The sequence below is a fragment of the Paenalcaligenes hominis genome (assembly GCF_011927625.1).
Lineage (GTDB): Bacteria > Pseudomonadota > Gammaproteobacteria > Burkholderiales > Burkholderiaceae_B > Paenalcaligenes > Paenalcaligenes hominis.
Window position 1 is genome coordinate 370,175 of record NZ_JAATIZ010000001.1, and the last position, 16,254, is coordinate 386,428.

The 16,254-nt window shown below is 48.4% G+C and carries 9 protein-coding genes; all 9 read left to right on the plus strand.

The window, feature by feature from the left end; all coding sequences use genetic code 11:
- Window positions 1–14: 14 nt before the first annotated feature.
- From GGR41_RS01750 to GGR41_RS01790, 9 genes are read left to right on the plus strand one after another with little or no spacing between them, the layout of a single operon-like run.
- On the plus strand, window positions 15–1,523 hold the full coding sequence (locus GGR41_RS01750) for a glycosyltransferase family 2 protein (RefSeq protein ID WP_167660366.1): 1,509 nt from the start codon (window positions 15–17) through the stop codon (window positions 1,521–1,523).
- A gap of 51 nt (window positions 1,524–1,574) precedes the next feature.
- Window positions 1,575–2,927 carry an alginate O-acetyltransferase AlgX-related protein gene (locus GGR41_RS01755; protein WP_167660367.1) on the plus strand — a complete coding sequence of 451 codons (1,353 nt, stop codon included), beginning with the start codon at window positions 1,575–1,577 and terminating at the stop codon, window positions 2,925–2,927.
- Window positions 2,924–4,903, plus strand: coding sequence for a glycosyltransferase family 2 protein (locus tag GGR41_RS01760; RefSeq protein WP_167660368.1), 1,980 nt, complete (start codon window positions 2,924–2,926; stop codon window positions 4,901–4,903). The genes GGR41_RS01755 and GGR41_RS01760 overlap by 4 nt, the downstream gene beginning before the upstream one ends.
- Window positions 4,904–4,905: 2 nt before the next feature.
- On the plus strand, window positions 4,906–5,853 hold the full coding sequence (locus GGR41_RS01765; RefSeq protein ID WP_167660369.1) for a glycosyltransferase family protein: 948 nt from the start codon (window positions 4,906–4,908) through the stop codon (window positions 5,851–5,853).
- On the plus strand, window positions 5,840–8,422 hold the full coding sequence (locus GGR41_RS01770) for a coiled-coil domain-containing protein (RefSeq protein ID WP_167660370.1): 2,583 nt from the start codon (window positions 5,840–5,842) through the stop codon (window positions 8,420–8,422). Before GGR41_RS01765 ends, GGR41_RS01770 begins: the two co-directional genes overlap by 14 nt.
- Window positions 8,423–8,445: 23 nt before the next feature.
- The gene (locus tag GGR41_RS01775) at window positions 8,446–8,727 is read left to right on the plus strand and encodes a hypothetical protein (RefSeq protein ID WP_167660371.1); all 282 of its coding nucleotides are present in this window, start codon (window positions 8,446–8,448) and stop codon (window positions 8,725–8,727) included.
- A 6-nt stretch (window positions 8,728–8,733) separates the two neighbouring features.
- Window positions 8,734–9,861: a non-hydrolyzing UDP-N-acetylglucosamine 2-epimerase gene (gene wecB / locus GGR41_RS01780; protein WP_167660372.1), complete on the plus strand. Its 1,128-nt coding sequence runs from the start codon at window positions 8,734–8,736 to the stop codon at window positions 9,859–9,861.
- An 11-nt stretch (window positions 9,862–9,872) separates the two neighbouring features.
- Window positions 9,873–11,201, plus strand: a complete 1,329-nt coding sequence (gene wecC, locus GGR41_RS01785) for a UDP-N-acetyl-D-mannosamine dehydrogenase (RefSeq protein ID WP_167660373.1) — start codon at window positions 9,873–9,875, stop codon at window positions 11,199–11,201.
- A 32-nt stretch (window positions 11,202–11,233) separates the two neighbouring features.
- Window positions 11,234–16,252: a glycosyltransferase gene (locus tag GGR41_RS01790; RefSeq protein ID WP_167660374.1), complete on the plus strand. Its 5,019-nt coding sequence runs from the start codon at window positions 11,234–11,236 to the stop codon at window positions 16,250–16,252.
- Window positions 16,253–16,254 lie beyond the last annotated feature (2 nt).

Here is a 16,254-nt window from a genome sequence, read left to right on the forward strand (position 1 = left end):
GGATAAACAAAGCGATGCTCAGCCGTATTGCCTCAGTATTTAAAAAAAAGAAAGGCCTACAAAAACCACAGCTTCCTGTGGCACCGCCTTATTTTGATAGTGACTACTATTTAGCGACCTATGCCGATGTAGCGCAGGCGGGTATGCCTGCCTGGGAGCATTTTTATCACCACGGTTATCAAGAGGGCCGTTGGCCTTGTCAACTGAAAGCGGTGCAAGCCGAAGCGCTGGTGTGGGCAGAGGCCACGCAATCGCAGGCTGAGCAGCAACTGTGGCAGTTAACTCAAAGTAGCAATGAGGCAGAAAAAACAAGTGCAGCGTGGTTTTTAGCTCGTTGGTATGCGGCACTGGGGCAGTGGCAGCAGGTACATCAAGCCTTGTCGTTCTATGTAGGTTCTGCCCGACCCATGCCTGGCCTGATGGCTCCGCATTTATTGTGGGTAGAGGTCTTGGCTAAGCAAAAAAATACACCTCATACATTGGCATATCTGGAGCAGCTAAAGGCTCGCTATGGCGACCGGGTAGAACTGATCTTAACGCGTATGAATCATTTAGCCCAACCTAAAGATCATGCACTGCACTGGAAAGAGCTAAATCAACATTATGATGCCGCTGGCTTAATGGGGGTATGTAGTCATCCTCTTGGAGATCAGAGTTTGTTTGATGGGTTACAAAGTACGGGGTTATTACGCACGACCAGTAACGACTTCCTGAGCGTTGAGCCCCCGCCTTTAGTTAGCGTGATCGTCCCTGCTTATAATGCTGAAAAAACGATTCTGACGACCTTAAAAGGGCTGCAGGCACAGACGTGGTCTTACTTAGAGATTCTCGTCGTAGATGATGCCTCTAGTGACAACACGGCCGCCTTGGTGGCAGAGCTTGCACTACAAGACCCACGTATTCGCTTAATCGCACAAGCCCTAAATAAAGGGGCATATCACGCCCGTAATGTGGGTTTAGCGCAAAGTCAGGGCCAGTTTATTACTGTGCACGATAGCGATGACTGGTCTCATCCTCAGAAAATTGAGCAGCAGTTGCGTCCTTTATTACAGCAGCCCGCGTTACAAGTGACGTTGTCACATTGGGTACGTGCCAGCGACGATTTACAACTAGGTAACTGGTCTTCGCCAGAGGATTGGAACGGTTTGGTGCATCGCAATGTGTCGTCGTTACTAATGCGCCGAGCTGTATTTAACGAATTAGGCTTTTGGGATGACGTGGTGTGTAGTGCGGATACCGAGTATTACTATCGGGTGCTTAAAGCCTATGGCGCCGCTGCTGTTTACGAAGTGCACCCGGGGTTACCGCTTGCCTTTGGGCGCGTGCGTGAAGACTCCTTAACGCAGCGCTCTGCTACGCATATTTTTACTATTTTTTCAGGCTTGAGACACGATTACAGCAAAGCCTATCACCGCTGGCATGAAAGCTGCCTAAAAAAGCAGTATCTCTACATGCCGCAACACATGGATACCCGTGTTTTTGAGGTTGACGCTAGAATGTTACGCAAGCCCGATCATTCGTAATGGTCAGGCTAGCCTACGCGTTGATTTTGGCCTATTTTTCAGGAATATGTGTTGAATATTAAAAAATGGTGGCGCAGTACCGCCGCTTCGTCACCCGTATGGAAATACCATCTGGATTATCCCAGTACCGAGCACGGTCAACCCAAAGAAAAAACAGGCTGGGTAGTACAAGGTTGGGTGTTAGTAAAGCCGCAGGTGTATCGTGACTTAAAGCAACCGCCGTATTTAAGCGTAAAGCTAAACGAACAACTAGAGCGTTGTATACCTTTAGATCGGAATCGACCGGATGTGGTGTCGACGTTTAAGCATGCTCAGGCCCAAGAACAGTGTGGCTTTCGCCTTGCTTTGCCTTTGTCGGGCACAAAATTGCAATTGCGGCTGCATATTAATGATCAAAGCTATGCGTTGATTGATTTGAGCTTACCCGTGGCAACACCGGAAAATGACGCGGAGCCAGAGCCTCTGAAAGTGTTGCAGGGCCATCAGGATTGGCTGTTTTTAGATAACGATACGAATTTCAGTGTAGATCAGCATCGTGGGCTGTTGCGGCTAAGTAAAAAGTGCTTGGCGGATTGGCAGCGCTACATTCAAGACTGGCAAACACACATGGCGGTCTGGGATAACCGTGCCTTGTTTTTAATTGCGCCTACCAAAGAAAGTGTGCTTAGCCACTATTACCCGTACCAAGCTGCAGCCTCGGGTTTATTTGATGAGGTGTTTGCGCAGATGCCGTCAGACATGTACTTGTACCCTACCCAAGAGCTCCAAGCGTTGGGAGATGCGTCGTATTACAAAACAGACACCCATTGGACGCATCAGGGGGCGCAGCGTGTCGTGGAATCGGTAGCGCAACGTTTGGGCTTAGATGGTTGCGAGGTGCAAGCCGTATTTGTCCAAGACACCTATCAAACACGTGAACATGTGGGTGATTTGGGCAATAAACTCACACCACCGTTTTCTCAGCCTGCCTCTTTTTTGACAGGCATGCATTACAAAAAATGGGTGGTATTTGATAACGCGCTGCCTAATTTTGGCCGTGTGGTCTTGATGCAAAATCACAATGCATTACACGATGCGCTTTGTCTGGTTTTTGGTTCCTCGTCCAGTTATTCTTTATTAAGTTATTTGTGTCGAATCTTCCAACGTGTGCTGGTGGCCCATACGGCAGGACATATTGATTTAGCGATGTTAAATGCCACGCAGCCCACTTATGTAATTGCCCAAACGAATGCACGTTTTATGGTGCGGCCTCCGACCTTTGAGCATAGTGTTAGCGCTACAGTCAAACAGAAAAGCCGCGCCTTAACTGCCGAGCAAAAAGAAGCATTAACCGTCATAGAAAAACCAGAGGGGAGCGAACTGATTGCTCAGCTGGGTCTAGACCTCTATTTACCTGTGCTATGAGTTTTTCATCGTTTTCAGCGCAGTGGTTTTTAATACAAGCGCAGTTGCCTGTTAGACACAGTGGTATTCACGCCGAGTTGATTTACCAAGATCACAGCCAGCTACAACGCTTGCCCTTGTCCGTTACTCATAAAGGCAGGTTGTTTGAGGTAGTGCGTTTAAGTGCAGGGCAGCAGCTACTTCGAGTTGACATTCATGTGGACGGGCAAGGTACGGATGAACCGGTTCAGATCCAGACGATCTCGGTAGCCCAGGCTTATTACTGGATGTGGCACCGAGTGGCCTTTATGTGGCATATTATGCCCGCCAGTTTGCGACGCCGTATGGGCTTTATGCCCGCATTAAAACGCTCGTTTTACCAAGGGTATCGATTACTTAGCTCTTTTCGTTATCATTACCCAGCTCCTGACTATGCACAGTGGTTAGCACGGTATTGGCAATTACAGCCTTCACATAAAAAGGCAATTCAACGATTTAAAGCAAGGTTGCCAAGGCACTCTAGCTATAGCGTGGTAATTGATGCCAGAAGCGCTTCGGCAATAGAAATAGAACAAAGCCTAACATCTGTACATGCCCAAGAGGGCTTTGCTTGTGAGCCTCTGATTTGGCGACAGCAGGTGCCTGAAATCACCACACATTATGTGCTGCATATGAAAGCGGGTTGTGTTCTGCGACCGTGGGCGGTGGCTTGGTTTTTGTGGCAACAACAGCAGCAGCCCGACCTTGACTGCATTTACAGTGATCACGATCACCACACGGCTCAAGGTGAAATGAAAACGCCTTATTTTAAGCCAGACTGGTCGCTGGAGTTGCAATACAGTACTGCTTATGTGGGCGAGGTGGTGTGGGTAAAAAAAACGGCGTATGAAGAAAATTGTCGCTATCACGCCCACGATTTTTCCGTTTATGGATTGTTGTTAGAGATAGGAGCACAGGCCTCAGCCCAAATTGGGCATATCCCAGCTTTGCTTTGGTCTGCACCGTCAAATAGAGCGTTAATGGATGCCAGTCAACATGTGCAGGTACTTTCTACGCATTTACAGCGTTCTGGCATCCAAGCAGAAGTGCAGCTGGATAAGACCGGAGTAGTACGTGTGCGCTATGCGGCACCACAGCCAACGCCATTGGTCAGCATTATTATCCCAACTCGTGACATGTTGCATTTTTTGCAGCCTTGTGTGGAAAGTATTGTGCGTATAACGCAATGGCAAAATTACGAAATTATTATTGTGGATAACCAAAGTGAGGATCCGCAAACGTTGGCGTATTTTCAGCAGCTGGTTGCTCAGCATCCCCATGTTCGCGTTATAAGCTATGACTACCCCTTTAACTATTCGGCAGTCAATAACTTTGCGGTAAAGCAAGCCAAAGGCAGTGTGATCTGTTTGTTAAACAATGACACCGAGGTCATTTCACCAGACTGGCTAGAGGAAATGGTTTCTCGGTTAGCCCAAGAAAAAGTCGGTGTGGTTGGTGCGCGGCTCTATTATGCGGATGGGCGCGTGCAACATGCCGGCGATGTGGTTGGGGTAGGGGGGTGTGCCACGCATTTGCATGGGGTTTTAGAACAAGAAGACCTAGGCTATATGGGTCGAGCCATGGCTGCACAGGACCTTTCTGCCGTTACCGCCGCGTGCTTGGTAACCCCTAAAAGGCTTTACGAGCAACTAGGTGGGCTAAACGAGGAACATTTAAAAGTGGCTTTTAATGACGTGGACTATTGTTTACGTGTTAGAGAAGCGGGTTATAACGTGGTGTATACACCTTATGCTGAGCTTTACCACTACGAATCGGTTTCACGGGGCAAGGACGATGACCCTGTCAAAAAGGCCAGAGCCCAAGCTGAAGCCAACTACATGCGTAAACGCTGGCCAGTGATTCATACAGGCGACCCGTATTACAACCCAAATTTGAATGGATCCCAGCCTGACTTTAGTTTATCTAAAGTACCGCGAATTGATTGGCCCTGGAGCTAAACATGCCTACGTACTTAATTCATTCTGGGCCGAATCCGACCTCGGACTTTTACTTTGCTGCGCGATCACACGATCACGACATCCACTGGGATGACGACCCTAGCCAACTAGAGTTTGATGCCACCGATACACTGGTTTTTATTCGTTATATTAATTCAAAATGGCGGCGGTATTTACAGCGGTTAGCCGCGCCAAGCCGGCCCAATATTGTGTTTTTTATGGATGATGATGTGCTGGATACATCTACACATAAAGGCTTACCGTTTCGTTATCAATGGAAACTATATATCTATGCCGCTAGGCATAAAAAGTGGCTAAAAAACATGGAGGTGCAACTATGGGTGTCCACTCCATGGTTAATGCAAAAATATCAAGATTGGAATCCCACCTATGTGCCCCCCCAAAGCCCCTATACAAACATCACAGAACACTACACCATTTTCTACCACGGGTCTGCCTCGCATGAAGCCGAAATTCAATGGCTAGTACCTGTAATAGAACAAGTATTGAAACTAAAACCTAATTTAAATTTCGAAATAATTGGTGCAAAAAAAATACGAAAACTCTTTAAAAATACAGACCGAGTTCACGTATTGCACCCTATGTCGTGGTATAGTTATCGCTCTTTAATTAGCTCTTCCAATCGGTGTATTGGGTTGGCCCCATTACTCGATACGCCATTCAACCAAGCTCGCTCGGTTACCAAGGTCTTTGATATCACTCATGCTGGTGCAGTAGGGATTTATACAAACCATTTTGTATATGGTTCTATTATTAAACACCAATTAAATGGTTATTTATTACCCATGGATAAAGAAATATGGGTGAAAAGCATAATAGAATTAATTGAAAATGAAAAAATGCGTCAGGAAATGTTAAAAAAGGCGCAGGAAACCGTAATAAATAGTCAGTATATTTTAAATAGCGTAAATAAGAATGATGTCGTCTAAACTCTCAGGTATTTCTACTCTTATACATATAGGTGCCGGTCAGGCGACGGAATTAGAAAATTGGGTTAACCAAGGTTTTGCGTCAATCGTATTAATAGAACCACACCCCGTTCTTGCGAACCAGTTACGGCTACGTAGCCGAAAGTTTCCTCAAGTAAAAGTAGTAGAAAGTGCCATAACGGAAAGGGCAGAGCTTTCCGAGTTGTACGATTACACTATTTCCGGTTTGGCCAGTCTGCGTCAGCCTACTGGTTTAAAACAGATCTTTCCAGGCTTGCAGTTGGCTCAGCGCTATACAGTCGTCACATGCCGCTTAGCGCAGATAGTCAACCATTATGGGCCTAGCCCAGAGCAAAAAGCGCATTTGATTATTGCGGCCGCTGGCGAAGAGGCCGATTTGGTTGATGCCTTGTTGCAAAGTGATCAACTAGAATGTTTCCTAAGTATTAGCCTTAAAGCCAGTATAGAGCCCCTCTACGAAGGGGCAGAGCCAGCATCCCAACTAGTAAAAAAACTCGAGGACGCGGGCTACGAGCTAAAGAGCACTAAAGCCATCGACTCTGACTGGGGCGAATGGCTGCTGCAGCGCGACCCATTAAAAGACGAGCTACAGCGTTTGCAGCAGCAGTTCGAACAAATAGAAACAGAGCTAGCCGAACAGCATAGTCACGCGGAATACACCGTCAATGCTCTGCAAGAGGAACTCACTCAAACCCAATTAGCCCAGAAAAGTGCAGAAATACGCCAGGCACAGCTAGAAAATGAAAAAACCGAGTTAGCCAAGCAAAATGCAGCTTTGCAGGCTACCGTTCAGGCTCATGCTCAGGATCTACAGAAAGCCAAAGAGCAGCTAGTGCAGCAAGTAACTCTGCAAGAAGAACTCACTCAAACCCAATTAGCTCAAAAAAGTGCAGAAACACGCCAGGCGCAGCTAGAAAAAGAAAAAACCGAGTTAGCCAAGCAAAACTCAGCTTTGCAGGCTACCGTTCAGGCTCATGCTCAGGGTCTACAGAAGGCCAAAGAGCAGCTAGTGCAGCAAGGAACTCTGCAAGAGGAGCTCACTCAAGCCCAATTGGCTCAAAAAAGTGCAGAAACATTGCAGGCACAGTTAGAAAAAGAAAAAGCCGAGCTAGCAAAGCAAAACTCAACTTTACAGGCTACAGTTCAGGCTCATGCTCAGGATCTACAGAAGGCCAAAGAGCAGCTAGTGCAGCAAGGAACTCTGCAAGAAGAGCTCACTCAAGCCCAATTAGCGCAAAAAAGTGCGGAAACACGCCAGACGCAGCTAGAAAAAGAAAAAGCCGAGTTAGCCAAGCAAAACGCAGCTTTGCAGGCTACCGTTGATGCTCATGTTCAAGCGATAAAAAGAGCCAACGACGAACTAGCCCAACAAAAAGAACAAGCAGCGCAACAATTGGCTGCGTTGCAAAGCGATTTAACTCGCGCACAGGCAGACGCTGAAAAGAAAAATAAAGAAGTAGAAAAAGTACAAGCGGAACTACAGGGCACTCAAGAAGAACTACAAAAAACAAAAGAATGGTTCGCAAGCCGTAAAAAGCAAGTGATGGAGTTAGAGCAAGAGCTAAAAAAAGAACAAGAAAAAACGCAGCAGCTAAGCCAAGAAAATGCACTGCTAGTTAAAACTCAGACTACCGCCGAGGTAGGCTTTGCTCAGATTGAAGATCGCATGAATCAGTTATTTGCTCAGCAAACCGCACAAATTCAACAAGCCACCAATGCATTGGGCAAACATGTGACCCGTTCGTTTGTGCAGCAACGCCAACACTACCAATCCGTGCTGGGCTTACAGCATTACCTAGAAAGCGGCGAGCAGCCTTTGGCATTCGGGGGGTGGGCGATTGGTGCGGATGTGGCGAGTCATTTGGTGCAGGCCCTAGAGCAACATAGCTATGACTTAATTATTGAGTTCGGCAGTGGCACGTCAACGGCATTAATGGCAAAAGTCATCAGCCAGCAAATGCAGCGCCATAACAATGGGTATGCAGAAGAGCTGCAATTAAACTACCAAGACGTGGACACACCTGTAGCTAAAACAGGGCGTCAGGCAATGCACCAAGCACGAGGTTTGGAAAATTACGAGCTCCCGCGTCGTATTCTCAGTTTTGAACAAGATAAAAACCATTTCCAGCAAAGTAAACAGCTTTTGGCTTCGCAGGGGTTAAGCGGGGTAGTCGAACTGGTCTTAGCGCCTTTAGTGCCCTCACGGTTTAGCCAGCAAGCAGATCAGGCGGCGTTATTCTATGACTGCGAAAACCAATTAGCACGTGTAGCCCAATTATACGAGGGCCGCGCCGCGCGTATTTTGGTTTTGGTCGATGGCCCATTTAGCCCTAAATCAGATCCTCTGGTGCGCGCCCCTGCCTTGGCGCAGGTGCTGCAGTATTTTTCCTCAAAGCACGTGGATATTATGTTGGACGATAGCTTGCGCGATGGCGAGCAACACGTGGTGCAACACTGGCGTGAACTGTGTGCAGAGCGAGGCTTAGAGTGGCAAGAAAAAACGCTAGAGGCAGATAAAGGCGCCCTTTGGATCACTGTAACACCCTAGCAATAGGGATAAGGTAAAACACAATGACTAGGAATAACGATTCTATTGTGCAACAAGCCATGGCGCACTTTAAAGCCGGCGACTACGCGCAAGCAAAAGCCTGCTATCAACAGGCTGCAGACCGCTATGGGGCGCACTTGTTTGCTAAAAACGTCCAGTTGTGTGAATTGCGCTTAGGCAAAGCGCAGGTGGCCGCTGTAGTCCATTCACCTGAAGCCGTTCAGTTAGCACAGACTCAGGCGCTACTAGAGCACTACTACACCCGTTGCCAAGAGCTTGAGTATCAATTAGTAGATAAAAGGTAAGTCGTAATGAAAATTTTAACGGTGTTTGGCACCCGCCCCGAGGCCATTAAAATGGCCCCCCTCGCTTTACAATTAGCTGAAGATGCGCGCTTTGAGGCAAAGGTTTGCGTTACTGCGCAGCACCGCGAAATGCTAGATCAGGTTTTACAGCTGTTTAATCTACAGCCTGATTATGACCTAAATATCATGAAACCCGGCCAGGATCTTAGCGATATCACTACGGGTATCTTGCAAGGCTTAAAAACAGTTTTGGCCGAGTTCAAGCCAGATATGGTTTTGGTGCATGGTGATACGGCGACTACCTTTGCGACGGCATTGGCGGCCTATTATCAGCAAATTCCAGTGGGGCATATTGAGGCCGGGTTACGCACAGGCAATATGTATTCGCCGTGGCCCGAAGAGGGCAATCGTTGTTTAACGGGGGCCATCACCACGTTGCACTTTGCCCCCACCTCTGCATCGCGCCAAAACCTTTTGGCAGAAGGCGTAAAAGACAACACCATTGTGGTCACGGGCAACACCGTCATTGATGCCTTGCTGCAGGTAAAAGAAAAAATAGAAAATGACACCGACTTGGTGGCGGAGCTAGCGCAGCGCTTCGACTTTTTAGATAGCACTAAAAAGCTGATTTTGGTCACGGGGCACCGTCGTGAAAGCTTTGGGGGCGGTTTCGAGCGCATTTGTCAGGCACTGGTCCAGACAGCCGAGCAGCACCCTGAAGTGCAAATTGTGTACCCGGTGCACCTGAACCCCAATGTTCAAGAGCCAGTCAATCGGCTTTTACGACAAAGTCCTAGCATTCATTTAATTGAGCCACAGGACTACTTGCCCTTTGTGTATTTGATGAACAAGGCTCACATTATTTTAACAGACTCGGGTGGTATCCAAGAGGAAGCCCCCTCGTTAGGTAAACCTGTCTTGGTGATGCGCGACACCACCGAGCGCCCAGAGGCAGTGGAAGCGGGGACTGTTAAATTAGTAGGAACCCATATAGACCAAATTACACAAGAACTAACGCGGTTGTTAACGGACGGCACCGCTTACGAACGTATGAGTCAAGCGCATAACCCGTATGGGGATGGGTTGGCATGTCAGCGTATTCGTGATTTTTTAATCGATAATTCTGTTTTGTAAGAGTAAAAGTTATGAGTTTTGAAACCATTTCCGTTATTGGGTTGGGCTATATTGGCTTGCCTACCGCCGCCGTGTTTGCATCACGCAAGAAAAAAATTATTGGGGTTGACGTCAGCCAACACGCTGTAGACACCATTAATCAGGGCAAAATCCACATCGTTGAGCCCCACCTAGAGGAATTGGTGCAGGCAGCTGTTACGGAGGGCTATTTAAAAGCAGTTACGCAGCCAGAGCCTGCCGATGCGTTTTTAATGGCAGTGCCTAGCCCCTTTATTTATAACGAAGCCGATCAAAGCCATACTGCCGATTTAAAGTATATTGAAGCCGCCAGTAAAGCCTTAGCAGCGGTACTGCAACCGGGCAATTTGGTTGTGCTCGAGTCCACGGTACCAGTTGGTGCGACAGAAAAAATGGCGCAATGGCTAGCCGAAGCCCGTCCAGATTTAACCTTTCCGCAAACGCATGGTGAAGACTCTGATATTCGTATTGCGCATTGCCCAGAGCGCGTGTTGCCCGGCCAAGTCGTACGCGAGCTAGTAGAAAATGACCGCGTGATTGGCGGTATGACAGCCAAATGTGCACAGCTAGCCTGCGAACTCTACAAAGTCGTGGTAGAGGGGGAATGCATTAGCACCACCGCGCGCACAGCAGAGCTAGCCAAACTAACAGAAAATAGCTTCAGAGATGTCAATATCGCGTTTGCGAATGAGTTATCTTTGATATGCCACGAGCTAGACATTAACGTGTGGGAATTAATTTCCTTAGCAAACCGTCACCCACGTGTTGACATTCTTCAGCCGGGCGCTGGCGTCGGGGGACATTGTATTGCGGTCGACCCATGGTTTATTGTCGATGCCTGCCCCGAGCATGCCAAACTAATCCGTACTGCACGTCAAGTAAACGACAGCAAACCCCAGTGGTTATTAGGTCGGGTAAAAGAGGAACTAGAAAAAGCACACACCCAACACCCTGAAAAAGCCCGCAAAGACATCAAAGTAGCGTGTTTAGGCATTGCATTTAAACCAGATATTGATGACTTACGTGAAAGCCCCGCCTTGCATATCGTAGAGCAAATTGCTCAGTTAGGATGTGAGGTGCATGTGGTCGAACCAAATATTGAGCAGTTGCCAGCTAGCTTAAGTGCAGCGTCTATTCACTTAAGTACCACAGAGACAGCCGTGGCAGATGCCGATGTGGTTTGCGTGCTAGTCAAACACAGTGTGTTTATGACGCAGCTAAACTTGCAGGCGTTAAAAACCTCTGCGGTAATTGATGCGGTAGGGCTATTAGAAGCATTACCCTCAGGGGTAAAGAGCGATAGCTTAGAGCTGGTGGCTTAAGTTAATTTTGTGGTGTTTTAAGTAGGCGTTGTATGGATTCTCTTCTTTTACACGCGCAAGACCTTGCACAGCAGGCTTGCGCGCCTTTTTTATCTATTCCTAAACGTATTGCGTATGTAGTGAGCCATGGGCAAAGCTATGCCAGCAATGGCTATGCGGTACGAACCCAAGGCATTGCGCAGGCATTAAATGAGCACGGTTTTGAGACCTTGTGTTTTGTACGCCCAGGTAGGCCATGGAGCGTAGACAAGACACGTTCCATTCAGATAGCGCCAGAGGTAAAAGTAAAAGGAGTGCGTTATATCCATACGCGCCAAACTGCGGATAGCCGTGACGAAGTAGCTGAACTAGAGAACGACGTTCAACGCTATATAGAGCTGTTCAAAGTGTACAGACCCGAAGTGGTGATTGCCGCCTCAAATTACAAAGTGGGTTTACCCGCGTGGGTAGCAGCACAACGTTTAGGCTTGCCTTTTTATAATGAGGTGCGCGGATTTTGGGAGTTATCTAAAGATGCGCGTGAACCTGGTTACGCGAACACAGCGGCATTTAAAAAAGAACAAGAACGAGATACCTTTGTAGCGCAGCAGGCAGTACACGTCTTTACTTTAAACCAACCCATGAAAGATGAGTTGGTGCGCAGAGGCGTAGAGACAAACAAAATTCAGCTAGTGTCCAACGGTGTGAGTGAACTACCCGAAATAAAACCAGCAGACCCTGAGTTGCAACGAAAACTTGGCATTAATGCTGGGGATAAGGTGATTGGCTATGTGGGTAGCCTCAGCGCCTATGAAGGTCTGGATCTACTGCTCGATGCCTGCACCGAACTGGTGCAAAACGGCGAAAAACTCAAGCTGCTACTGGTGGGGGATAGCCAGCCCCTCATAGGTGATTCAGCTGTCTACCTAGCCGATGCCGGTCTCAAGACAGCCCCTCCGTGGCTGATTCAGGTCGGACGGGTGCCCCATGCCCAAGTGGTGGACTACTACGCCCTGTTGGATGCGGTGGTGATTCCCCGCAAGCCCCTGGCGGTGTGTAAGCTGGTGCCGCCCATGAAAGCCGCCGAGGCCCTGGTCTACAGCAAGCGACTGGTGGTCTCGGATGTGGAGCCGCTGGCCGAGTACGCTGCCAAATACGACGGCGTGTTGAGTTTCGAGGCTGGCAGTACCAAAAGCCTGACCACAGCCCTTCAGAGGTCACTGAAGCTGCCTGGGCCGAAGCCGAGTGCTGAGCAGCTGCTCTCCGCGTATACCGAGCTGATGGTGAAGGCGCTGAAGGGGGAGGGGAGTGCTATGGGGCAGAAGGTGATAGTTGAGGCGCAAGCCAAGCCGACCGAGTCGATAAAGTTGCAAGCAGCAACCAAGGCTGCTACTGCGACGCCTATGAAGAAACCGGCTGTTGAGTCGCAAGCTGTTTTTGCAACTGACGTTAAGCCAGGTACCGGTGAGTTTCACCACGCTATTCCTGTCGTTTTGCCAGGAAGTAGTACACCTATTTGGTATCACATACCGGTACAACCAGGCCAGAGGTTAGAGATATGCGTTGCAACGAAGTTTCTTAACATCAAGGAAAAAGATTGGCGAAAAGCCGTTCTGTTGCTTAAGGGCTTGGATAGTAAGGGAGAGATGGCCGATAAGCCCTTTGAAGGTATGTCAAAGTCAAGCTACTTCCATGCCAGCTTTAAATATCTCCCGGATACTGGTGCAGCGCTTAAAAAGCAGCACTCCTTGACTGTGCCTGAAGGTGTTTTTGGGATTCAGGTGGGGCTGTGTTGTTTTAAAATAAAGCATGGGGAAAAGGTTTTCGTCAACGAACTTTCCGTGAAGCCAGTCAGCACGGCTGCATCTGAAGAAAGCAGTCTAAAGGATGGTAGCCAAGTAAGCTATGTCACGGCTAGCCAGTGGTATAACGATGAAGGAAGGCTGAAAGAGCCACTGCAAGTCATGGAAGTGTTGCACCAAAGTGGGAAACTTCATGGTAAAAGTCAGCTTAACTTGCTGAAAAAGTTGCAAGGATTTTCTCGGTTGCAGGGTGGGTTTCATGTGCCTTTACGCCGCCCTGCTATTGCTACCTCTACTCAACCTAAGCATGTATTGTATTGTTTGCACCAATCAGTTCCATACACAACCAATGGTTACTCTACACGTTCACATGGCGTCGCAGTTGGTTTGCAGCAATCAGGATTCAAGGTGCGGGTTACTACGCGGCTAGGGTTCCCATGGGATGCGGGAGTTTCTGGTCTTGATCAGAAGAATGGTAAGGCTGAGCTGGAGGGAGTCACTTACGTAGCGGCTGACGGAACTCGGTTAGCAGATACCGCTTTAGATGAGTATTTGAGAAATACGGCGGATCATTTTGAAAGTGAGGCTAGAAAATTCGGAGCTGAAGCCATTGCTGCGGCCTCGAATCATATTACGGCATTACCGGCACTCATAGCAGCGCGTCGTCTGGGCCTGCCGTTCGTCTATGAAGTGCGCGGCTTGTGGGAAGTCACCCAAGCTTCCATTCAGCCGGGGTGGGCCGGCTCAGAACGCTATCAGTTGATGCGTGAGCTGGAGCAGCAGGCAGCGCTCGAAGCGGATCTGGTGATTACCCTTACTGAAGAGCTGGCTGACGAGCTGGCCAACTGGGGCGTGCCCCGAGAGCGCATCGGAGTGGTGCCTAACGCGGTTAACGCAGAGCGCTTCCAGCCCATGGCCGCGGATACCGCCATTGTCAAGGAGCTCAAGCTCAAACCTGACGTTCCCGTGATCGGCTATGCGGGTAGCGCTGTAGCCTACGAGGGTCTGGAACTGCTGATGGAGGCCATGGCTACCCTCAAGAAGATCGGCCAGGTCTTTACCTTTGTGCTGGTGGGCGATGGCAGGGTGATTGAAACCGTCAAGGCCAAGGCAAAAGCGCTAGGCATTGAAGGAGAGTGCCGCTTTATTGGTCGCGTGCCCTTCGAGCAGGTGCCGCGCTATCTATCTTGTATGGATATCCTGCCCATCCCACGGCTCTCGTCGGCGGTTACCGAAATGGTCTCTGCCCTCAAACCGCTTGAAGCCATGGCTATGGGCAAGGCCCTGGTGCTCTCGGATGTCTCCCCGCACACCACTATGGCCGGTCCGAACGGTGAGCGTGCGCGACTGTTCACCAAGGACAGCGCCAAGGCTCTGTCTGATGCCCTGCTGGCGCTGATCAACAGCCCCGAGGAGCGCAAGCGTCTAGGCCAGGCCGCCCGTAGTTGGATAGAGAGCCAACGGACCTGGAAGCATGTGAGCAACCGCTATGCTGGATTCATCGAAGAGGTAATAAGTGATGCATCCAGTGCAAGAGCGAGCATGACGAAGCGCGCGCTTAGTATCAAAAATCCGGATAAAACCCTCTCGGCTATTTCTATTCTTGACGAAATATCTGAGGAGTGCTGGAAGTACGAGTTTAAGCAATACTTGGTCAGTCGAAACCAGTATGGTGATCAGGTTAGGGCTTCCAAAGCAGATTTTTGCTTTATAGAAAGCTGTTGGAAAGGTAATAGGGGGGCTTGGCAGTATGCCTTCACTTCTCCAGGGTTGAAGCATAAAAACTCGAAAGCATTGCTGGACCTTCTTCCGAAGGTGAAAGAAAAAATGCCGCTTCTTTTCTGGAATAAAGAAGATCCGATGCACTATGAGAAGTTTTTGCCTATTGCCAAGTATGCCGATGTAATATTTACCACAGACTCAAACAAGGTTCCAGAATACAAGAGGGACGTTCCGGGGGCTGAGGTTTATGCAGTGCCTTTTGCGGCACAGCAAAATATTTGTAACCCTTCTGGGAGATTTCGCTTTGAGCCTGAGTCTGTATGCTTCGCAGGCTCTTATTACAGTGTAGGTCACGATGAACGGAAGCGGCAAATGCATGCGCTTCTCCCTTCAATCATTGAGTTCAAAGGTGCTATCTACGACCGTTTCTCCAAGCTGGACAACGAAAGATATAAATTCCCGGAAGAGTTTCAGCCTTACATCAGAGACTCGGTTCCCTTTGATGAGGTAGTGAAGCTCTATAAACAGTTTAAGGTGTTCTTGAATGTAAACACTATTGTCGACTCGCCTACGATGATGTCTCGGCGTGTCTATGAGCTGCTGGCATGTGGTACACCTGTTGTGTCTACACCCTCCCGTGCGATTGAAGAGCAGTTCTCAGGTATCGTCCATATGGCGAACGATGCCCAAGAGGCTAACGAGATCATCGAGAAGCTACTGACGGATGAACACTATTGGGATAGAACATCACACCTTGGTTATCGTGAGGTGATGAAAAAACATACCTATGCGCATCGGTATCAGGAAATAAGGAAATCTCTCGGCTATAAAGAAAACCTGTCGGAACCTCTTGTTAGTATCGTGACCTGTACCAGAAGACCCCACATGAGTGAACGCTTTGTTGAAAATGTAGCCCGTCAAAATCATAAAAACCTAGAGCTGATTCTTTGGTTGCAGGACTTCTCATCGCAGGACGTTGAGAAGCTACAGTCATTACTCCATAGCAAAGTAAAAAATGCCAAGAGGATAGAGCTAGTCGAGGACAACTCCGACAAGACTCTTGGTCAAAGGTTTAATGCCGCAGCCGGGTTGGCGAAAGGCGATTACATTGCCAAGATGGATGATGATGACTTCTATTTTGAGCATTACCTGTCTGACATGCTGATTCCCTTCTCATTTGGGGACTATGCAATGGTAGGGAAGCGGGAGGTCTTCATGTATCTCTCTGGAAGTAATAAACTAATACGCAGATTCCCTGGTCAGAGGCATATGGAATTTAATTTTGTCGCGGGCCCAACCTTTGTGATTAAGAAATCGGTGTTTGATGAAATAGGATTCGAGAGCCGAAACACCGGTGAGGATAGTTCTTTCCTCAAGAATGTCATTGAGAAAAAATACAAGATCTATGCAGCCGATCCGTTCAATTTTATCCAGTTTAGGGCTTCTGGAGGAGGTCATACTTGGGGGGAGTCTGATGACTACTTCATCTCGAACCCTCAAGTCAAAGTTGAGGCCGATGAATTTGACACTAAACTTGTGGACCTTTAATA